The sequence below is a fragment of the Bifidobacterium longum subsp. longum JCM 1217 genome, from assembly GCF_000196555.1.
In the GTDB taxonomy this organism is placed as follows: Bacteria; Actinomycetota; Actinomycetes; order Actinomycetales; family Bifidobacteriaceae; genus Bifidobacterium; species Bifidobacterium longum.
In genome coordinates, this window is record NC_015067.1 from 835340 (window position 1) to 856919 (window position 21580).

Below are 21580 nucleotides of genomic sequence, written 5' to 3' on the forward strand. Positions count from 1 at the left end.
CATCAGGGAGCACTATGAGCGACCCCATCATCACCTTCGACCATGTCGTGAAGGAATTCAAAACACGCGGACGCGGCGCGAACATCGCACGAGCCGTGGATGACGTCAGCCTGACCATCGATCGCGGTGACATCTTCGGCATCATCGGCTATTCCGGTGCAGGCAAATCCACACTGGTCCGGCTTATCAACGCGCTCGAACGACCCACCTCCGGCACTGTGACCGTGCTTGGTACTGATATCACCTCTCTGAGTGAGACCAAGCTGCGGCCCATCCGCCAGAAAATCGGCATGATTTTCCAGCAGTTCAACCTGTTCTCCACCAAAACCGTGGCCCAGAACATCGCCTACCCACTGCAACTCGATCACTGGCGCAAGGACTATCAGGATCGTCGTGTCAACGAACTCCTTGAATTCGTGGGCCTCAGTGAGCACGCAAACAAATACCCTTCGCAGCTGTCCGGCGGCCAGAAGCAGCGCGTCGGCATCGCCCGCGCACTGGCCACTAATCCGGAGATTCTGCTCGCCGACGAAGCCACCAGCGCGCTCGACCCGGAAACCACCACCGAAGTGCTGGCCTTGCTCAAGCGTGTGAACGAGGAATTCGGCATCACCATTGTGCTTATCACCCATCAGATGAACGTGGTCCAGCAGATTGCCGGCCGCGTGGCCGTAATGAGCGCCGGACGCGTGGTCAAATCCGGCGACGTATACGATGTGTTCGCTGCACCCCAGCAGCCGGTGACCAAGCGATTCATTGCCACCGCATTGTCTGGCCTGCCCGAGGAAGACCGGGTCGAGCGATTGCATCACGAATGGTCGGGCCGCATTGTCACCGTGCTTATCCGCCAAAAGGACGTTTCCGGCACCCAAGGCCATGAACTCAAGGCATCCGGACAGAATATCTCCGAACTCATCGCCAAATACGGCGTCGAATCCAGCCTGCTCTACGGCGGCATCGACACGGTCAAGGGGACCGCCATCGGTGCCATCACCTACGAATTCAACGGGCCCGGCTGGCATGTGGACGAATTCCTGCGCGAGCTCGCCGCCAATAGCGACGTCATCGACTTCGGCACCGCCGCAAAGCCTGTGGCCTACGCCGACGCAGTCGCCGGACATGCCTCCTACGCCGAAGACCGCGCCCATGACCCACTGGCGGCCGATACTGCCACCGCGCCCGCCGCGTCCGCCGCCGCACATGAAGGAGCCAACGCATGATCATCCTCGCCAACCCGCGTAGCGACTGGAACGTGCTGCGTCCACTACTGTTCGAATCCATTGGCCAGACCCTGACCATGGTGCTCGTCACCCTCGTCATCGGCGGATTCCTCGGCCTGATCCTCGGCGTGGTGCTCTATGGCACCCGCCCCGGCAACCTGTTCGAGAACGCGGTCGTCTACCGCATCCTTGACATCATCGTCAACATCGTGCGCCCGATTCCGTTCATCATCTTCCTGGCAGCCATGCAGCCGCTCACCATCGTCGTGGTCGGCACGTCCATCGGCACCGTGGCCGCCATCTTCCCGATGGTGGTGATGTGCACCTTCGCCACCTCGCGTCTGGTCGAACAGAATCTCGTGCCGGTCGACCCGGGAGTAATCGAGGCCGCGCGTTCGATGGGTGCCGGCAAGCTCACCATCATCCGCACCGTGCTCATCCCCGAAGCCCTGGCACCGCTGATCCTGGCCTACGCCTTCCTGTTCATTGGCGTGCTCGACATGTCTGCCATGGCCGGCTACATCGGCGGTGGCGGTCTCGGTAACTTCGCCATCGCCTACGGCTACCAGAAGTTCGACCAGACCGTCACCTGGACGGCCGTGATCATCATGATCGTACTGGTCCAGGTGGTGCAGGGCATCGCCAACGCCATCGCCAAACGACTGCTCAAACGCCAGCAATAACAAGGCATACTGACCCCATAGATCGCGGCCCTCGCCAATATGGAGCGAGGGCCGCAATATATTCTTCGCGCTACTAGAATCGGGAACCATGAGTGAACATATCGACATCGACCACGAACTCATCACTATCCGCCACTACCTGCACGCCCATCCGGAGCGTAGTTTCCGTGAATTCGGCACCAGCATCTATCTGACCGACCAGCTCAAGGCGCACGGCATCGAGATCCTGCACAACCCGCTGGAGACTGGTGTTGTGGGGCTCATTCAGGGCGAGGCCGGTCCCGGGCCGCGTATCGGGCTGCGCGCTGACATCGACGGCCTGCCCATCGTGGAAGACTCCGGACTGGAGTTCAGCTCCGTCAATGAAGGCGTGATGCACGGCTGCGGCCACGACCTGCACATGACCGGTCTGCTCGGTGCCGCCTTCTGGCTCGCCGAGCACCGTGACAAGTTCGCCGGCTCGATCAAGATTCTGTTCCAGCCGAGTGAGGAGACCGGCCAAGGCGCTCGCGCCATGATCGACGCCGGACTCGTGGATGACGTCGAAGCCATTATCGGCACGCACAACAACCCCAACTATGCGCCCGGCCAGCTGGCCATCGGCGTTGAGCCGATGATGGCCGGCTGCGTGAAATTCCGCGTGACCCTCCACGCCCAAGGCACCCACGCCGGTTACCCGTACAAGGGCACCGGGCCCATCGAAGCGCTCGCCAGTATTATTCTGAGCCTGCAGACCATCGTGAGCCGCAACGTCACGCCCTTCCACCCGCTGGTGCTGTCCGTTACCGAAGTGCACGGCGGCCATGTGTGGAACGTGGTGCCCGCCGAAGCCGGATTCCAAGGGACTGTGCGCTATTTCCACAAGTCGGATGGCAATCTGGTCGGCCGCCGATTCAAGGAAGTGGTGGAACACACCGCCGAGGCATACGGCATCAGCGCCGACGTGGTCTGGGATGACTTTCAAGACCCGCTGGTCTCCGATCCAGGTCTCGCCAAGGCCGTGGCGGCGGATGTCAACGACTACGCGCAGCTCGAACCGATACGTCAGTCGATGGCGGGGGAGGACTTCTGCGAATTCGCCAAGGTGACGTTGCCGGTGTTCGCGTTCGTCGGGTCAAACGGCCAGGAAGGTTGCGCCGACTGGCATAGCCCGCATTTCGTGGGTCTCGACGAATCCATTCCCACCTTCGTCAACTTCTACGTCAACACCGCTCTGCGCGTGCTCAACGAGCTGAAGTAAATCCTTTTCTGGCTCGCCTCCGGAGGCTGAGGCGTTAGGCAGACAGCCCAGTGGGCTGTCTGTAGCCGAAGGTGAGGCGACAGCCGAACCAGATATGCGCGGGCCTCGCCCGTCCATAAGTGCAGGACGAGCTATCAGCGAAGCTGACTGAGGGGAGTGGCATTCGTTCATTAGGTCGATTCATCGTCCATTAGGTCGGTGAACGGCGATACTGGTTGTTGGAATCGCGCCATTGCAACGACTGATATCGCATTGCAGTGACCTAATGAACGCAAAAACGACCTAATGAATGACGCCAAGCCGGAAGAACAGGCAATCCGACGTCATACGCGGCTACACTAAGAATCTATGACACAGCTTCGCTTCGCACTCGCCCAGATCGACACCTGCGTCGGCGCGCTTGACGCCAACGCCGCCAAGGTGCTCGACTACTCCCGTAAAGCCGCCGCAGGAAACGCCCAAGTGGTTGTTTTCCCGGAAATGACCCTCACCGGATACCCCATCGAGGATCTGGCCCTGCGCCGCACCTTCCGCCAAGCCGCATGGGACAAGGCCAACGAACTCGCCACCCAGCTCAACGACGACGGCCTCGGCGATCTGTTCGTGGTGGTCGGCACCGTGGGCACCGACCGCAAGACCTCCAAGCCGCGCAACCGACTGGTGGTCTTGCACCAAGGCGTGGTCTGGGCTGGCTACGACAAGCACTTCCTGCCCAACTACGGCGTGTTCGACGAATTCCGCATCTTCTCCGCCGGCGACCGCTCCGTGACCCTCGACGTGGACGGCGCCACCATTGGCGTGGCCATCTGCGAGGACATCTGGCAGGACGGCGGACCGGTGGCCGACCTGGCCACCAAGAACATCGACCTGCTGCTCACCATCAACGGCTCGCCGTATGAGGAAGGCAAGACCAACACCCGTTTCGAGCTCGCCCAGCGTCGTGCCGCCGAGGTTAACGCCCCGGTCATCTACCTGAATCAGGTCGGCGGTCAAGACGACCTCGTCTTCGACGGCGGCAGCTTCGTGGTCGACGCCGACGGCACGCTTATCGAACGCAGCCCGATGTTCATGGAAAACCTGACGTTCTGGGACTTCGATTCCGCCGCCGAACATCAGGCCAAGGCCGAGATCGTTCCGGAACTCGGCCCGGACGAAGAGGTATACACCGCCTGCGTGCTCGGCCTCAAGGACTACATGGCCAAGAACCACTTCACCGGCGTGACGCTGGGCCTCTCAGGAGGCATCGACTCCGCACTGGTAGCCGCCATGGCGGCCGACGCATGCGGCGGCGAGAACGTCTGGGGCATCTCCATGCCCTCCATGTACTCCTCCGACGGTTCCAAAGACGACGCCGCCGATTTGGCCTCCAACATTGGCGCCCATTACGAGGTCCAGCCCATTGAGCCATTGTTCAACGCCTACCAACAGCAACTTGACCTTGATGGCGTCTCCGCCGAGAACCTGCAGGCCCGCATCCGCGGTGTGATCGTGATGGCCAGCTCCAATTCGCGCGGTCTGCTCGCCGTGGCCACCGGCAACAAGTCAGAGCTCGCCTGCGGCTACTCGACCATCTACGGCGATGCGGTAGGCGGCTACGCACCCATCAAGGACCTGCTCAAGACCCGTGTCTGGGAGATCAGCCGTTGGCGTAACAAGGCCGCGGCCGCAGGCGTCGGCATCGGCGGTCTCAAGATCGCGGGCAACGAGGACGGCAACACCGGCATCCCGTTGAAGGACGGCGTGATGATTCCGGTCTCCTCCATCGAGAAGGCACCCTCGGCCGAGTTGCGCCCCGGGCAGAAGGACTCCGACTCCCTGCCCGAATACGCGCTGCTCGACAAGGTGCTCGCCGCATACATCGAGCACGCGCACGGCCGCGCCGACCTGTTAGCCGACGGCTTCGACCAGGTCACCGTAGACACCGTGATGCGATTGGTGGACCGCGCCGAATGGAAGCGCCGCCAATACCCGCTGGGACCGAAGGTCACGGCCCTCGCGTTCGGCCGCGACCGCCGACTGCCCGTCACCAACGCATTCAGGGAATAAACATATATTGCTCCCGCCAGCGGGAGCAAGTAATACCGTTGAGGAGGTACCAATGACAGACGATAACAAGAAGCAGTGGTATTTCAACACCGTCAAGAAGCAGGCCGAGTTGGGCATGGTCTCACCGATCGAACAGCGCATGGGTCCGTACAAGACCAAGGAAGACGCCGAACATGCGTGGGACATCGTGGTGGACCGCAATGCCAGATGGGAGGAGGAGAACCGGCGCTGGAAGAACTACGGCGTGAAACCCGCACAGGCTCGCCCCGAGGATTGACGGTCGAAAACTGACGGATACGGTTCTGCTGTCAATCTCAAGACCGAACCGCTCATACGAACATCACAGTATGAGCGGTTTCCCATATCTGGAGACGTGCAATAGTCCCATCAATATCTAGAAGCCATTGGAATGGTAGCGTTCACAGAAACAATGTGAGATAGCTCACTCCCAATTTCAGCTTTTCTCAAGCAAGTGCCAACTACACTGTTGAACCAAGGGTTCCGTGAAGATGCGAAACCTACAACCCCATTTAAGGAGTGACATGACCGCAGTGGAAAATGCAGCTGTCTCCCAGGAGGAGCTCGACGCCAAGGCGTGGGCCGGCTTCACCGAGGGCAACTGGCAGAAGGATATTGACGTCCGCGACTTCATCCAGAAGAACTACACCCCGTACGAGGGCGACGAGACATTCCTGGCTCCTGCCACCGAGAAGACCAAGCACCTGTGGAAGTACCTCGACGACAACTACCTGGCCGTGGAGCGCAAGCAGCGCGTCTACGACGTGGACACCCATACCCCGGCCGACGTCGACGCCTTCCCGGCCGGCTACATCGACTCCCCGGAAGTCGATAACGTGGTCGTTGGCCTCCAGACCGACGTTCCCTGCAAGCGCGCGATGATGCCGAACGGTGGCTGGCGCATGGTCGAGCAGGCCATCAAGGAAGCCGGCAAGGAACCGGATCCGGAGATCAAGAAGATCTTCACCAAGTACCGCAAGACCCACAACGACGGCGTCTTCGGCGTGTACACCAAGCAGATCAAGGTCGCCCGCCACAACAAGATCCTCACCGGTCTGCCGGACGCCTACGGCCGTGGCCGCATCATCGGCGACTACCGCCGCGTCGCCCTGTACGGCGTGAACAAGCTCATCGCCTTCAAGAAGCGCGACAAGGACTCCGTGCCGTACCGCAACGACTTCACCGAGCCGGAGATCGAGCACTGGATCCGCTTCCGTGAGGAGCACGACGAGCAGATCAAGGCTCTGAAGAAGCTCATCAACCTCGGCAACGAGTACGGCCTCGACCTGTCCCGCCCGGCCCAGACCGCGCAGGAAGCCGTGCAGTGGACCTACATGGGCTACCTGGCCTCCATCAAGTCCCAGGACGGCGCCGCCATGTCCTTCGGCCGCAACTCCGCCTTCCTCGACTGCTACATCGAGCGCGACCTCCAGGCCGGCAAGATCACCGAGACCGACGCCCAGGAGCTCATCGACAACATCGTCATGAAGCTGCGCATCGTGCGCTTCCTGCGTACCAAGGACTACGATTCGATCTTCTCCGGCGACCCGTACTGGGCGACCTGGTCCGACGCCGGCTTCGGCGATGACGGCCGTTCGATGGTCACCAAGACCTCGTTCCGTCTGCTCAACACCCTGACCCTCGAGCACCTCGGACCTGGCCCCGAGCCGAACATCACCATCTTCTGGGATCCGAAGCTGCCTGAGGCCTACAAGCGCTTCTGCGCCAAGATCTCCATCGACACCTCGGCCATCCAGTACGAGTCCGACAAGGAAATTCGTAGCCACTGGGGCGACGACGCTGCCATCGCATGCTGCGTCTCCCCGATGCGCGTGGGCAAGCAGATGCAGTTCTTCGCCGCCCGCGTGAACTCCGCCAAGGCCCTGCTGTACGCCATCAACGGCGGCCGCGACGAGATGACCGGCATGCAGGTCATCGACAAGGGCGTGATCGAGCCGATTACCCCGGAGGCCGACGGCACCCTCGATTACGAGAAGGTCAAGAACAACTACGAGAAGGCCCTCGAATGGCTGTCCGAGACCTACGTCATGGCCCTGAACATCATCCACTACATGCACGATAAGTACGCGTACGAGTCCATCGAGATGGCCCTGCACGACAAGGAAGTGTACCGCACCCTCGGCTGCGGCATGTCCGGTCTGTCCATCGCCGCCGACTCCCTCGCCGCCGTCAAGTACGCCAAGGTCTACCCGATCTACAACAAGGACGCGAAGACCCTGGAAGGCCACGAGTACGAGTACGTTGAGGGCGCCGATGACGATCTGGTCGTCGGCTACCGCACCGAGGGCGAGTTCCCGGTCTACGGCAACGACGACGACCGCGCCGACGACATCGCCAAGTGGGTTGTCTCCACCGTGATGGGCCAGGTCAAGCGCCTGCCCGTCTACCGTGGCGCCGTCCCGACCCAGTCCATCCTGACGATCACCTCCAACGTCGAGTACGGCAAGAACACCGGTTCCTTCCCGTCCCGCCACAAGAAGGGCACCCCGTACGCCCCGGGCGCCAACCCGGAGAACGGCATGGACTCGCACGGCATGCTGCCGTCCATGTTCTCCGTCGGCAAGATCGACTACAACGACGCCCTCGACGGCATCTCGCTGACCAACACCATCACCCCCGATGGCCTGGGCCGCGACGAGGACGAGCGCATCGGCAACCTGGTCGGCATCCTGGACGCCGGCAACGGCCACGGCCTCTACCACGCGAACATCAACGTTCTGCGCCGCGAGACCATGGAGGACGCCGTCGAGCACCCCGAGAAGTACCCGCACCTGACCGTGCGCGTCTCCGGCTACGCGGTGAACTTCGTCAAGCTCACCAAGGAGCAGCAGCTCGACGTCATCTCCCGTACCTTCCACCAAGGTGCCGTCGTCGACTGATGACCAACCCCGCGAACCGCGGCAATGACTAACTGAAGGGGTGGGGCACGGCTCCACCCCTTCCTTATTTCCCACAGACCTTCGCATCATTTGGAACAGGAGGACAACGATGCCCGCAACACCCACGTTCCGCACCACGACCAGGCATATGCTCAAGGAATCGAAGACCTATGCCTCGCAGACTTTGATGGGCGGCCTTTCCGGCTTTGAATCCCCAATCGGACTCGACCGACGTGACCGCCTTTCCGCCCTGAAATCCGGCGATATCGGCTTCGTCCACTCTTGGGACATCAACACCTCCGTGGACGGACCGGGCACCCGCATGACCGTGTTCATGTCCGGCTGCCCGCTGCGCTGCCAGTACTGCCAGAACCCGGACACTTGGAAGATGCGCGACGGCAAGCCCGTCTACCTTGACGCCATGATCAAGAAGGTCGATCGTTACAAGGACCTGTTCAAGGCCACGCATGGCGGTATCACCTTCTCCGGCGGCGAATCCATGATGCAGCCCGCCTTCGTCTCGCGTGTGTTCCATGCCGCCAAGGAGATGGGCGTGCACACCTGCCTCGATACGTCCGGCTTCCTCAACACGAATTACACCGACGAGATGCTCGAGGACATCGACCTGTGTCTGCTCGACGTCAAATCCGGCGACGAGGAGACCTATCACAAGGTCACCGGCGGCACCTTGCAGCCCACCATCGATTTTGGCCAGCGACTGGCCAAGGCCGGCAAGAAGATCTGGGTGCGATTTGTGCTCGTGCCGGGCCTGACCGACTCCGAAGAGAACGTCGAAAACGTGGCGAAGATCTGCGAGTCCTTCGGTGATGCCGTCGAACACATCGACGTGCTGGGATTCCACCAGCTTGGCCGCCCGAAGTGGCACGAACTGCGCATCCCATACCCGCTGGAGAACCAGAAGGGACCCAACGCCGCCACCCGCGAACGGGTGACCAACCAGTTCAAGGACCACGGCTTCACCGTGTATTAAATTGCAGGGCCGAACCGCGCGTAAATACCACGATTCGGCCCGTTCGCCCATACCCTAGAGATATGGCCGACATCTACGCATTTCCTACGGGAGAGTCCAACGACGGACGCCCCGTGCGCCCTCAGGGTGTGCCGGATGAAGTATGGGCAGCCGTCGAATCCGTCAGCACCATGAAGCGCATCCATGACGTGCGCTATCGGGAGATTCCCGTGCCTTCCACCTTGGCCGATTATGGTATCGGCGTGGAATTCGAAGCGGGAGAGCGTGCCCTCGGCGATGCCTTTTCCGCCGGTCTTGGCAGCGATGCCGAATCACGAATCGCCACAGGCTGGATCATGATGCTTTATGCTCATGAGCTGCGCATTGACTGGGATTCCAACTGGCGTTGCGTGGCGTTCGCGCGACTGCCGCTGGAAACCGCCGAAAACGATTCTCTGACCCCCGGCATGTACTGGGATGACATGTGCGACTATTTCGACGGCATCGAGCCGGATTCGGTATCCGGCACAGTCACCGTGACCCAAAACACGGCTTTTGGCTCGATGGCCGGCTCCACCAGCGCCGGGTGTGAGATTCGCGTCTCATGGACCCCGCTTGACGGGACCGGGCCGGACGGTACTATGGACGCCGGCGCACAAGTCCGCTCGTGGGCCGCATTCATCAGATCCACCATCCGTTTTGAGGAGGATGACGCCAGTTGAGTGACGTCCGTGACACCGAACCCCGACTGCTGAAAGAGCCTCGCGGGGGAGTACCCGATGTCACTTCGACGCTGGACGGCTATCATCGTGTCTGCGATGCGATGGCCGAGGCGACGGGCTCGCTGGCCGCCGACGCCGAACGGGCGTCCGGCTTCCGCTATGGACACGAGGATTGGCTGATTCAGTTCAAACGTGAGGGTGCAGGCATCGCCTTGCTTGATCCCGTCGCCCTGACCCGGGCCGGAGCTGATTGGAATGAATTCAATGACGCCGTGGGCGACGCCACGTGGATTCTGCATGATTCTCTGATGGACTTGCCCGGATTCGCCGAAATCGGGCTCAAACCCAAAGCCCTGTTCGACACGGAAATAGCGGCGCGATTGCTCGGCCTGCACCGCTTTGGTCTGGCCGCCGTCACCGAACACTACCTCGGCATCACGCTAGCCAAAGAGCATTCCGCCGCCGATTGGTCCTACCGTCCGCTGCCGCGCGACTGGCGCAACTATGCGGCGCTCGACGTGGAGGTGCTTATCGAACTTGAAACCATGATGCGTCGTGACCTGAAAGCCGCAGGCAAGGACGAGTGGGCCGCTGAAGAGTTTTCTCACGCTTTGGTTGCGGGCCTTGCCCCGCGCAAACCGCATCCGATTCCTTGGCTGCGTATCTCGCGCATCACCCAGCTGAGTCGTGATCCAAGGGGCTTGGCCATCGCCAAATCCCTATGGGAGGAGCGCGACCGACTCGCCCGGCAATACGATATTGCGCCCAGCCTGTTATTGGCCGATTCATCAATCATCGAGGCGGCGACCAACAAGCCGCACAATGCTGCCCAATTCCGCGCGCTCCGATCCCTGAACGAGCGTGTGCGCATCCATACCGGCACCGAGCAGGACAAAATGTTCGAGCGGTACGCGCCGATTCAGCGTGCGGTCAAACCGAAGGTCTGGAAGCAGGCCATCGATCGAGCCATAGCCCTGAAGCCCACCCAATGGCCTACCATGCCCGCCCCCGAACAGGACGAAAACGGTGTGGTGAACGCGCCCCGATCCATGCGGCTGTGGCAACAGCGCCATCCGGAGCGTTATGACCGTCTGCAACGGGTGCGGCGTGTGATCAACCGCATCGCCGAAGACACCCGCACGCCGGCCGAGATGATCATCAAGCCACAGATCCTACGCAACCTGTGCTGGGTGGAAGACCCGGTGGAAGTGGACGTCGAGACGTTCCTGATCGAGCAGGGCGCAAGGAACTGGCAAGTGAAACTCATTGCACCGTCCGTAAGTGGCGTTATCATGTAGAGGTTGCCTTACGGCAGAACTGTAAGAAATAACGACTTTTGAGGAGTCATTAGCGTGAAGATCAGCGTTCGTAACCTCGAGCCCACCAAGGTGAAGCTCACCGTCACTGTTGAACCGGAAGAGCTCAACCCGTATCTGGATGCGGCCCGTAAGGAAATCGCCAAGCAGGTGAACGTTCCCGGCTTCCGTAAGGGTCACGTTCCCGGCAAGATCATCGACCAGCGCATCGGTTTCGCCGCCGTCGCCGGTGAGGCCGTGAACGACGCGGTCCCGGAGCTGTACTCCAAGGCCCTGGATGAGAAGAAGATTCGTCCGATGGCTCAGCCGGAGTTCGACGTGCAGGATGTTCCGCAGTCCGCCAACGACGAGACCAAGCTGAAGTTCACCGCCACCGTCGAGCGTCGTCCTGACATCGAACTGCCGGAAATCGACGGTCTTGAGATCGCCATCTCCAAGCCGGAAGTCAAGGATGAGGACGTCGACAAGCGCCTCGAGACCCTGCGTCAGCGCTTCGGCACCTTGGTCGGCGTGGACCGCCCGGCCGCCAAGGGCGACTTCGCCAACATCGACCTGACTGCTGAGATTGACGGCGAGACCGTCGACTCCCAGGAAGGCGTGAGCTACGAGCTCGGCTCCAACACCATGCTCGACGGTCTGGACGAGGCCCTTGACGGCCTGTCCGCCGGCGAGGAGACCACCTTCGAAGGCACGCTGGAAGCCGGCGAGCACGAGGGCCAGAAGGCCACCGTGAAGGTCAAGGTCAACTCCGTCAAGGCTGAGGAACTGCCGGAGCTGAACGATGAGTTCGCTTCCGAAGCTTCCGAGTTCGACACTCTGGACGAGCTCAAGGCTGACATCCGCAAGGCTGCCGCTCAGGACGCCGAAGGTCGTCAGGCCACCGAGGCTCGCGATGCCTTCATCGCCAAGCTGCAGGAAGGCCTCGAGATCCCGGTGCCGAAGGGCGTCAAGGCCAACATGGTCGAAGAGCAGCTCAAGGGCATGACCCCGGACCCGGAGAAGGCCACCAAGGAGCAGAAGGCTCAGGCCGAGGAGACCGTGGAGAAGGATCTGCGCGATCAGATGGTGCTCGACGCTCTGGCCGAGAAGCTGGACGTTCAGGTGTCCCAGTCCGACGTGTTCAACTTCCTCGCTTCCATCGCCCAGCAGTACGGCATGGATCCGAACAACTTCATCCAGGCCATCATCAAGAATGGCCAGCTTGGCTCCGCTGTGCAGGAAGTCGGCCGTTCCAAGGGCCTGCTCGCCGGCATGCGCGCCGTCAAGTTCACCGCTGATGGCGAGGTTGTGGACCTCTCCGCCTTCCTGGGCGAGGCCGCTGAGGACGAAGAGTCCGAGTCCGTCGAGGCCGCTTCCGCTGCTGCCGCCGTGGCCGACGAACTGTCCGCCAAGGATGACGCCAAGGATGCTGAGTGAGCATAGCCTCATCGCGTTAGCGTGATTGTTTGAGCCCGGAATCGTGTTTCATGGTTCCGGGCTCTTCCTATTCTGGCAAAAGGACTATTTCTTTGGCTCCCCTCTTTGAGGGGAGCTGTCGAGCGTGGCGAGACTGAGGGGAGTTCCCAAGGCATACTCGTTGCATAGGGTGCGGAGGTTGACATGCAGCCAACGGTTACTATCAAACGCCTTGGTTGGCTCGCTGCGGCGACCATTGTGCTCGGCGTGCTCATCGGTGTGGGAGCAGGTCTGCTGACCCTGTTGCTCTACGGCGTTGAACATGTGCTGCTCGGCTACATCGAAGGCCCAGAATTGCCTGGTTCATTCGGCGTGCCCGCTGCACGCCGTGCGATATCGGTGACCGTGGGACTCAGCATCGCAGGCATTATCTGGTATCTGCTGCGACACAAAACGACTGCGGTGCCCTCAGTCAAGAAGGCCGTGGCGGGAAAGCGAATGCCTTTCTGGCAAACCATTGCGCATGTGGTATTGCAGATTTTCATCGTCGGCTCCGGTGCCTCGATCGGCCGAGAAGTCGCCCCACGCGAACTCGGCGCCATGCTCGCGCAACGTTTCTGCGACCTGTTCCATATCGAGGGCGTTGACGGCATCGACCGGCGCATGGTGGTGGCAGTGGCTGCCGGTGCCGGTCTAGGAGGCGTCTATGACGCGCCACTGGCCGGCATGTTCTTCGCCGTCGAAATCCTGTTGGTAGATGTGACAATCGAAAAAGTTGCGTTTGGACTGGGCATGTCTGCCATTGCCGCATTCGTGGCGGTTGCGATCAAAGGGCATTGCCTGTTCTACGACATTACCGCCATGCAACCGGAATCCACGCCAACGTTAATGCTGTTCGCTCTGATCTGCGGTGCGGCATGTGGAGTGGGCGGCGCATTGTTCCGAAAAGGTTCGCAATGGGCGGAAGCGCACAAGCCAACCGGTAAGGCTATTCTGTGGCAGATGACGCTGGCTGGTCTCATCACCGGTTTGGTGGCGATTGTTGTGCCGCAGGTGATGGGCAACGGCCGTGCCGCAGCGCAACTTGGATTCAGCACATTCATTCCTGAAACCGCCGGCACTGCTGGTGCCATGCAGTCGGCATCTTCAGCGGCCGCCTCTCCATGGAACTTGCTGACGGGCGGCGGTAATGTATCCGATTCGGCCTCTGGCGGGGGAGCGGGCTCTGGAATGGCATCGTTCTGGGCCATGCTTCAGGGTGGGAGCGGCCCTTCTGGATCCGTGATGAACGCCGGTTTCCCGCTGTCCCAGTCCAATATCTGGATGTTGCTGGGTGTGTTGGCACTCACCTTTGTTGCCAAAGCGCTGGTGACGCTGATGACCATTCGCTCCGGTGCGTCGGGCGGTGTGCTGCAGCCCGGCATCGCATTAGGTTCCACGCTGGGTGCGATGCTCGGTCTCGTATGGATACTGATGTTTCCGACCGATTCGGTAACCGCGTGTGCCTTGATCGGTGCGGCTTCGTTGCTTTCGGCCTCACAACAGGCACCGCTTATGGCCATGTGCTTGGTGATGGAGCTCTCTGAAGCGCCGATTACCTTCTTTGTGCCGGTCGGCATGGCCGTGGCCACGTCGTCACTGATATCAAAGTGGTTGCTGAGTCGTAAGTAAATACATATATTCTGGCTCCCCTCTCTGAGGGGAGCTGCCCCGGTCGAAACTCCCCTCAGCCGCCTATGGCGACAGCTCCCCTCAGAGAGGGGAGCCGAGGTAAAGAAAGCTATGTCAGAAAATACAGAAATTCGCTCGGCACTTGAATTGCTTGCCGCTGAGCCGCTCACTGAGCAGATTGACTACTATCGAAAGCCATTCATGGTGTTATGGGCCGCCATTCAGGAGGCAGCCAGCGATGTGGCCGAAGACTACGACTTACCTGCGGATATGGCCCAATTATGGGTGGCCGAACAGATGCGCCAAGTCGCCGATTCACTGGTCGATCGGCTCGCGGAAAAAGCCGTGGCCCATGGTGCCAGCAAGTCCAACGTAGCGCGAGCCGCCGGTGCCAGCCCCGCCAATGCCGCCCGTCGCTTCCCGCGTCTGGGCGACGATGCCGCCTCCCAGACCCGCCTCCTCATTGACGACGTCCTCGACACCCTCGAATAAACCGAAATCCCTACGCTGCCCGCCAAAAAGCACGCGAAAAGCCGCCTTCAGTCGCTTCAAGGCGGTAGTCTGAACAATGTTCGAGTAATTAGAAGGAGAATCAAGGTGAGCAATACCTTTGCGACCTTGCCGGTCATGGCGGGCGATGACGTCCCGGCCGGCCCCGTCGACCCGATTTTCAACCGTCTGCTCAAAGACCGCATCATCTGGATGGGTGAAGAGGTCAAGGACGATATGGCCAACCGCATCTGCGCTCAGCTGCTGATGCTGGCCGCCGAAGACCCGAAGAAGGACATCTGGCTGTACATCAACTCGCCGGGCGGCTCCATCACCGCCGGCATGGCCATCTACGACACCATGCAGCTCATCGAGCCTGACGTGGCGACCGTGGGCCTGGGCATGTGTGCTTCCATGGGCCAGTTCCTGCTGAGCTCCGGTACCAAGGGCAAGCGTTACCTGACCTCGCACGCCCGTGTGCTCATGCACCAGCCTTCCGGCGGCATCGGCGGCACCGCCACTGACGTGCGCATCAACGCCGAGCTCATCATGGACATGAAGAAGACCATGAGCGAGCTGACCGCTGAGCAGACCGGCCACACCCTCGAGGAAATCTACCGCGACAACGAATACGACCACTGGTTCACCGCCCAGGAAGCCCTCGACTATGGCTTCGTGGACAAGCTCGTGACCACGCCGGACACCATCGGCAACAACCAGCAGGGGGAGTGAGACTCATGGCAAGTGAAGAAGCAAAGTTCGCCGCCCGTGCCGACCGCTTGGCCGGCCGTCAGGGCGTAGCCGGTTTCATGCCGGCCTCCGCCCGCGCAGCCCAGCCCGCGCCGACCAACCGTTACATCATGCCGCAGTTCGTGGAGAAGACCCCGTATGGCATGAAGACCCAGGACGCCTACTCCCGCCTGTTCGAGGATCGCATCATCTTCCTCGGCGTGCAGGTGGACGACGCCTCCGCCGACGACGTGATGGCCCAGCTGCTGGTCCTCGAATCCCAAGATCCGAACCGTGACGTGATGATGTACATCAACTCACCCGGCGGTTCGATGATGGCCATGACCGCCATCTACGACACCATGCAGTACATCAAGCCCGACGTGCAGACCGTGTGCCTCGGCCAGGCCGCCTCCGCCGCCGCCATTCTGCTGGCCTCCGGCACCAAGGGCAAGCGCCTGATGCTGCCGAACGCCCGTGTGCTCATCCACCAGCCGGCCATCGACCAAGGCTTCGGCAAGGCCACGGAGATCGAGATTCAGGCCAAGGAAATGCTGCGTATGCGTGAATGGCTGGAGGAGACCCTCGCCAAGCACACCGGCCAGGACGTCGAGAAGATTCGCCGCGACATCGAAGTGGACACTTTCCTGACCGCTCCTGAAGCCAAGGAATACGGCATCGTGGACGAGGTGTTGGAACACCGCCAGTAAAACTTCCGGACATTGCAATACCCTCGGTCGGCAACGACCGGGGGTATTGTATTTCAAGGATGACAATGATAATGCGCAGCGTGGCGGTTCGACGGTGCGGCGCAGTCGGCAAAGGAGAATCATGGGACGTGTGGTGAGCTACAACGAGGACGTACCCCGTTGCACGTTCTGCGGCAAAACCGAACATCAGGTACGAAAACTGGTGGCCGGTCCCAATGCCTCCATCTGCGATGAATGCATCGCCCTGTGCGTGGACATCATCTCCGAGGAGCGTGTCAAAGATGCCGAGGTCAATTCGCTGAGCCTGCCCAAGCCCGCTCAGATCTTCGATTATCTCAACCGCTACGTCATCGGTCAGGAGAACGCCAAGCGCGCATTATCCGTAGCCGTATACAACCATTACAAGCGCGTCAACATGGAGCTTCAGGAGTCCGCTGAGCAGCTTGACGGGAATAACGGGCACAGTGGCCAGACCGGCAAACAAGCCAAGCAATCCGTTCCCACCCAGACGCGTGCTGCCCGCCGCAGCAATGACCCTTTGGCTGACGTCGAGGTCGCCAAGTCAAACATTCTGTTGCTCGGCCCCACCGGCGTGGGCAAAACCTATCTTGCGCAGGCGTTGGCCCGCGTAATGAACGTGCCGTTCGTCATCACCGACGCCACCACCCTGACCGAAGCCGGCTATGTAGGCGACGATGTGGAAACCGTGCTCCAACGTCTCCTCCAAGCTGCGGATGGCGACGTAAGCCGAGCCCAGCACGGCATCATCTACATTGACGAAATCGATAAGATCGCCCGCAAATCCGGTGAGAACACCTCCATCACCCGTGACGTGTCCGGTGAGGGCGTTCAGCAGGCGTTGCTGAAGATCTTGGAAGGAACCATCGCCTCCGTGCCGTTGGAAGGCACGCGCAAGCATAAGGAGCAGGACGTTGCGCAGATGGACACACGCGGCATCCTATTCATCTGCGGCGGTGCGTTCGTGGGGCTGACGGACATTGTTCGCAAGCGATTAGGCCGTCGAGAGACCGGCTTCGGCGCGAATTGGCACGACGCCGACATGAAAGACGAGGAATTGCTCGAACAGGTCAATGCCGATGATCTGGCCGAGTTCGGACTGTTGCCTGAGTTCATCGGACGTTTGCCGGTCACCAGTGTGCTGAAGGAACTTACCGTAGACGATCTGACGGCGATTCTCACCCAGCCAGCCAACGCGCTGATCAAGCAGTACCGTAAACTGTTCGCCGTCGACGGCGTCGATCTGCAATTCACAGAACAGGCCATTCGGGCGATTGCTGATATCGCTATCAAGCAGGGGACCGGCGCACGCGGTTTGCGTTCGATTATCGAACGTACGTTGCAGGACACGATGTTCCAGTTGCCGAGTTTGGATGATGTGAGGCAGGTGATTGTGGACAAGGCGTCCGTAGAGGGTTCCAGCACGCCCAAACTCCTGCGCGAAGCCGTGGATGTGCCGCAGGGACGTCTCAAAGTTGCGCAGTCGGTTTTGCTTGACCGAGTCCGTACACACGAGGCGTGAGGCCAGTAAATACGCCGTTGCGGTAGTGGTCGGGATGGTGCGACTCGCCGCAACACGCCGAGTTGCATTCAGCTGAACGGCGTGTATTATATATCGAGTTGTCTGAAAGACAACATGCGCCAGTAGCCCAGCGGATTAGAGCAGCTGACTACGGATCAGCAGGTCGCAGGTTCGAATCCTGTCTGGCGCACTCCCGAACCACGGGGACAACAGTGGTATGCGCCAGTAGCCCAGCGGATTAGAGCAGCTGACTACGGATCAGCAGGTCGCAGGTTCGAATCCTGTCTGGCGCACAGTAAGCCTCGAAAGCGAAATGCTTCCGAGGCTTTTCCAATTGTATTGGCCCGTTTGAGTCGGTTGAGTCGGCCACACAGGGTTGGGCTAAGGTTGCCCTTCGCGACTCAGCCCGGAGCGGAACGTCCTGAGACATTCCGTACTATTACATACGGTTCATCCAAGAGAGTGCAGCAAGGAGACGCGATGGCCACGACCGCCGGCGCGAAGAAGGGACTTTGGTCCACCATCAGGCGAATCGCCGCCTCAGACCGTATTTCCGGACTCATCATGCTTGGCTTCGCGCTCACCGGCCTGGTGCTCGCGAATCTGCCCGCCACCGCGCATGCGTTCGAGACCGTAGCGGAAACGCATCTGTTCATCCCCTACACCAATCTCGACCTGCCTATTGGCCACTGGGCCCAGGATGGTCTGCTTACCATCTTCTTCCTGACCGTGGGCCTCGAACTGAAGCAGGAACTCACCACCGGCTCGCTTGCCAATCCGAAAGCGGCCGCCGTGCCGATGCTGTGCGCGGTGGGCGGCATGATCGCCCCGCCCATCCTGTTCCTGGCCGTCACGGCATTGTTCTCTCAGATCGGGCCTGGTGAACCCGGCACGCTGATTCTGACCACCACCGGCAGCAGCATCCCGTTCTCGGAGATGTCGCACGGCTGGGCAGTGCCCACCGCCACGGATATCGCGTTCTCGCTGGCCGTGCTCGCCCTGTTCGCCAAGGCCCTGCCCGGTTCGATCCGCGCGTTCCTGATGACGCTTGCCACCGTCGACGACCTGCTGGCCATTATTCTGATCGCCGTATTCTTCTCCTCGATTAACGCCTGGTATTGGTTCATCGGCATCGCCGTATGCGCCGCCATCTGGGCATACCTCGTGCGACTGAAAAAAGTGCCGTGGATCGCGGTTGGCATCGTCGGTATCCTCGCTTGGATCATGATGTTCGAGGCAGGCGTGCACCCCACACTGGCCGGCGTGCTGGTTGGCCTGCTGACCCCCTCTCGTGAAATGCACGGCGAACTCTCGCCGCGTGCCGAACGCTATGCCAACAAGCTCCAGCCATTCTCCGCACTGCTGGCCCTGCCCATCTTCGCCTTGTTCGCCACCGGCGTACACTTCGAGTCGATGAGCCCGCTATTGTTGGCCTCGCCGCTGGTCATCGCACTGATTGTGGCTTTGGTGGTCGGCAAACCTCTGGGTATCATCACCACCGCATGGCTGTCCACGCATGTGGGCGGGCTCAAGATGGCCAAGGGGCTGCGTGTGCGCGACATGATTCCCGCTGCCGTCGCCTGCGGCATTGGCTTCACTGTGTCCTTCCTCATCGCTTCGCTGGCGTACAAGAACGCGGAACTTTCCGCTGAGGCGCGCTTCGGCGTGCTGGTGGCCTCCCTGATCGCCGCCGCGATTTCCGGTGTGCTGCTGAGCCGTCAGTCCAAGCGATTCGAGAAGACCGCAGCCGCAGCAGCGGCTGATGCGGAGGATGACGAATCGATTGATGGTGATGGCATCGGGCAGCCAAGCCACACCACAGAGCCCACCACGCCCACGGAACACCCCGGCACCCTCGCCGACGGCACCGCCAGTGTGGAAATCGACTTCCGCCACTGATGGCTTAGACGGTCCCTACTCCATTGTTGGCCTTGTTTCGTGAAAACCGTACGCTGAGACGCGCTCAGTGTACGTTCTTCACGAGATGAGGCCTTATTTCGCGGAAAACGTACGCTCAGTGTCACTCACCGTACGTTCTTCACGAAGTCAAGGATGATTTCGCGGAAAACGTACGCTCAGTGTCACTCACCGTACGTTCTTCACGAAGTCAAGGATGATTTCGCGGAAAACGTACGCAGAGCTTCAGGCGCTAGAATGCGAAGAGTCGATAGCGCCGTACAGGAGGACATTGGATGGCAAAGAAGCAGAAGAAATCCAAGAAGAACGACGGCAAAAAGGCCGCTGAAGCAAAGAATCTAGCCGAGGCCGCATCCAAGTCCGCAGTCGTGGACGATATGGAACCATTGGAAGCCACAGCCGCGAATGATGCGGCGGCGTTGGAGGCTGAGACGGCAACTGAGGCTGTGGCCACACCGGTGAACCCGGTCGATCTGGAGGACGCCTCGCCGCTGGGCGACACCTATCATCGCGGCCCGGTGATTCTACGCGGCCAGATGATTCCCTCGGACAACACCACCGCCAACCTGCTGAAACCCGATCAGGACACCGACTGGCTGCACATGGACCCATGGCGTGTGCTGCGCATCCAATCGGAATTCGTGGACGGTTTCGGGGCGCTCGCCGAGCTCGGACCTGCGGTCTCTATTTTCGGCTCCGCACGCACCCAGCGCACCGAATCGATCTACAAGGCAGCACGGCGCATGGGTAGCCAGATAGCCAAGCGCAACATCGCCGTCATCACCGGCGGTGGTCCCGGCATCATGGAAGCCGCGAATAGGGGAGCGGCACTGGCCGGCGGCAAATCGGTGGGACTTGGCATCGAATTGCCGCACGAGCAGGGGTTGAACCAGTGGGTGAACCTCGGCATGAGCTTCCGGTACTTCTTTGTGCGAAAAACCATGTTCATCAAGTATTCCTCCGGCGTGATCGTATGCCCGGGAGGCTTCGGCACACTGGATGAGATGTTCGAATTATTGACCTTGGTTCAGACCCACAAGGTGGCGAATATTCCGGTGGTGCTCTACGGCAAGGAATACTGGCAGGGGCTCTTTGACTGGCTCAACGGTCCGGTGGCCGAGCATGGCATGATCTCGACGATCGACCCGAAACTGGTCACCGTAACCGATGACGCCGACGAAGCCGTGGACGTGGCCGTCAGCGCAATTGTGAGGTAAGCGAGATAGAGTGGCTCCCCTCTCCGAGGGGAGCCAAGGACAGAGTTACTTTTTGTAGGCGATGAGCAGGCCGGTGCCGTCAGGGGTGAGCGTGGACTCGAAACCTTCGTCATCTTCGACGGTGGTGAGCAGCTCACGCATGGCGATGGCCTTGTCGCTGCGGTCGGCCGGATTGATCACGCCGCCCTGACCGTCCTCCAACGCCAGCACATCGGTGAACACGATCACGCCGTGCACGCGCAGCAGACGGGAGGCCTGGGCGAACGTGGCGGCATAGTTCTCGGCGTCGCCCGCCACCACGATCAGATCGTAATCATTGGCGTTGAGGCGCGGCAGAAACACGCTGGCCGGGGCGTTCACCGCACGCAACGTGGTGTCGGTCTCGTCCTGCAGCTCGGCGAACGCCTTGCGAATCAGCGCGATGCCCTGGGCGGTGGAATCGACCGCAGTCAGCAGGCCCTTGTTATCCAGTGCATGGGCGAGCTGCAAGGTCTCCACCAGCGAGCCGGTGCCCACGGCAATCACCGAAGCGGCGCCGGTGATGCGCACCAGCATGCCCAGCAGACGGGCCTGCGCCGCCGAACCCTGCAACTGGCCGGACTCGTCGGCGGCCGTACGGGTGTCGGTCAACGCATCGGATTCACGTTCGCGCGCGTGTTCCTCGGTGAATTCCCATGCCTTGGCGAGGTTGGTGTACTGCGTTCTGTCCATAATTCGTTCTTTCATGTCTTCTCTCGTGCGGGCACCCAGCGGATGCATCGACGCATGTGCTTAGGCGATCGCCGCAGCCAGCCGCG

18 protein-coding genes and 2 tRNA genes are annotated in these 21580 nt (G+C 60.8%); 19 read left to right on the plus strand and 1 reads right to left on the minus strand.

Translation table 11 applies throughout. The annotated features are described in order from the left end of the window. Positions 1 to 14 precede the first annotated feature (14 nt). The 19 genes from BLLJ_RS03420 to BLLJ_RS03510 all read left to right on the plus strand — a co-directional run bounded on the left by BLLJ_RS03420 (position 15) and on the right by BLLJ_RS03510 (position 20783). Positions 15 to 1220: a methionine ABC transporter ATP-binding protein gene (locus tag BLLJ_RS03420; protein ID WP_013582505.1), complete on the plus strand. Its 1206-nt coding sequence runs from the start codon at positions 15 to 17 to the stop codon at positions 1218 to 1220. Continuing rightward, positions 1217 to 1903, plus strand: a complete 687-nt coding sequence (locus tag BLLJ_RS03425) for a methionine ABC transporter permease (protein WP_007052047.1) — start codon at positions 1217 to 1219, stop codon at positions 1901 to 1903. The genes BLLJ_RS03420 and BLLJ_RS03425 overlap by 4 nt, the downstream gene beginning before the upstream one ends. Before the next feature lie 88 nt (positions 1904 to 1991). Further along, positions 1992 to 3143, plus strand: a complete 1152-nt coding sequence (locus BLLJ_RS03430) for a M20 metallopeptidase family protein (protein ID WP_007052048.1) — start codon at positions 1992 to 1994, stop codon at positions 3141 to 3143. A gap of 348 nt (positions 3144 to 3491) precedes the next feature. Beyond that, the gene (locus tag BLLJ_RS03435; protein ID WP_013582506.1) at positions 3492 to 5189 is read left to right on the plus strand and encodes an NAD+ synthase; all 1698 of its coding nucleotides are present in this window, start codon (positions 3492 to 3494) and stop codon (positions 5187 to 5189) included. A 52-nt stretch (positions 5190 to 5241) separates the two neighbouring features. Next, the gene (locus tag BLLJ_RS03440; RefSeq protein WP_007055377.1) at positions 5242 to 5466 is read left to right on the plus strand and encodes a hypothetical protein; all 225 of its coding nucleotides are present in this window, start codon (positions 5242 to 5244) and stop codon (positions 5464 to 5466) included. 265 nt (positions 5467 to 5731) lie between these two features. Continuing rightward, positions 5732 to 8107 carry a formate C-acetyltransferase gene (gene pflB, locus BLLJ_RS03445; RefSeq protein ID WP_013582507.1) on the plus strand — a complete coding sequence of 792 codons (2376 nt, stop codon included), beginning with the start codon at positions 5732 to 5734 and terminating at the stop codon, positions 8105 to 8107. A 109-nt stretch (positions 8108 to 8216) separates the two neighbouring features. Beyond that, positions 8217 to 9098 carry a pyruvate formate-lyase-activating protein gene (gene pflA, locus BLLJ_RS03450; protein WP_007052052.1) on the plus strand — a complete coding sequence of 294 codons (882 nt, stop codon included), beginning with the start codon at positions 8217 to 8219 and terminating at the stop codon, positions 9096 to 9098. A gap of 62 nt (positions 9099 to 9160) precedes the next feature. Beyond that, positions 9161 to 9799: a DUF3000 family protein gene (locus tag BLLJ_RS03455; RefSeq protein ID WP_007052053.1), complete on the plus strand. Its 639-nt coding sequence runs from the start codon at positions 9161 to 9163 to the stop codon at positions 9797 to 9799. Then, a complete protein-coding gene (locus BLLJ_RS03460) occupies positions 9796 to 11097 on the plus strand; it encodes an HRDC domain-containing protein (RefSeq protein ID WP_007052054.1) in 1302 nt (433 codons plus the stop codon). The genes BLLJ_RS03455 and BLLJ_RS03460 overlap by 4 nt, the downstream gene beginning before the upstream one ends. Before the next feature lie 54 nt (positions 11098 to 11151). Further along, entirely contained in the window at positions 11152 to 12531 is a 1380-nt protein-coding gene (tig, locus tag BLLJ_RS03465; RefSeq protein ID WP_007052055.1) for a trigger factor, read from the plus strand. Between the two features lie 183 nt (positions 12532 to 12714). Continuing rightward, a complete protein-coding gene (locus BLLJ_RS03470; protein ID WP_013582508.1) occupies positions 12715 to 14181 on the plus strand; it encodes a chloride channel protein in 1467 nt (488 codons plus the stop codon). A 111-nt stretch (positions 14182 to 14292) separates the two neighbouring features. Next, positions 14293 to 14673: a hypothetical protein gene (locus tag BLLJ_RS03475; protein WP_007052057.1), complete on the plus strand. Its 381-nt coding sequence runs from the start codon at positions 14293 to 14295 to the stop codon at positions 14671 to 14673. Between the two features lie 105 nt (positions 14674 to 14778). Beyond that, positions 14779 to 15402 (plus strand): ATP-dependent Clp protease proteolytic subunit, encoded by a 624-nt coding sequence (locus BLLJ_RS03480; protein WP_007052058.1) that lies wholly within the window; start codon positions 14779 to 14781, stop codon positions 15400 to 15402. Positions 15403 to 15407: 5 nt separating this feature from the next. Beyond that, entirely contained in the window at positions 15408 to 16109 is a 702-nt protein-coding gene (locus BLLJ_RS03485; protein WP_013582509.1) for an ATP-dependent Clp protease proteolytic subunit, read from the plus strand. Positions 16110 to 16230: 121 nt separating this feature from the next. Next, positions 16231 to 17649: an ATP-dependent Clp protease ATP-binding subunit ClpX gene (gene clpX / locus BLLJ_RS03490; RefSeq protein WP_007052060.1), complete on the plus strand. Its 1419-nt coding sequence runs from the start codon at positions 16231 to 16233 to the stop codon at positions 17647 to 17649. 116 nt (positions 17650 to 17765) lie between these two features. Further along, a tRNA-Arg gene (locus BLLJ_RS03495) sits at positions 17766 to 17839 on the plus strand. 29 nt (positions 17840 to 17868) lie between these two features. Beyond that, positions 17869 to 17942, plus strand: a tRNA-Arg gene (locus BLLJ_RS03500). Between the two features lie 187 nt (positions 17943 to 18129). Beyond that, positions 18130 to 19548, plus strand: a complete 1419-nt coding sequence (locus BLLJ_RS03505) for a Na+/H+ antiporter NhaA (protein WP_007052061.1) — start codon at positions 18130 to 18132, stop codon at positions 19546 to 19548. Between the two features lie 293 nt (positions 19549 to 19841). Then, a complete protein-coding gene (locus BLLJ_RS03510; RefSeq protein ID WP_013582510.1) occupies positions 19842 to 20783 on the plus strand; it encodes an LOG family protein in 942 nt (313 codons plus the stop codon). A 45-nt stretch (positions 20784 to 20828) separates the two neighbouring features. Here the strand turns inward: BLLJ_RS03510 and BLLJ_RS03515 are convergent, their stop codons facing one another. Continuing rightward, a complete protein-coding gene (locus tag BLLJ_RS03515; protein WP_007052063.1) occupies positions 20829 to 21494 on the minus strand; it encodes an O-methyltransferase in 666 nt (221 codons plus the stop codon). Between the last annotated feature and the right edge of the window lie 86 nt (positions 21495 to 21580).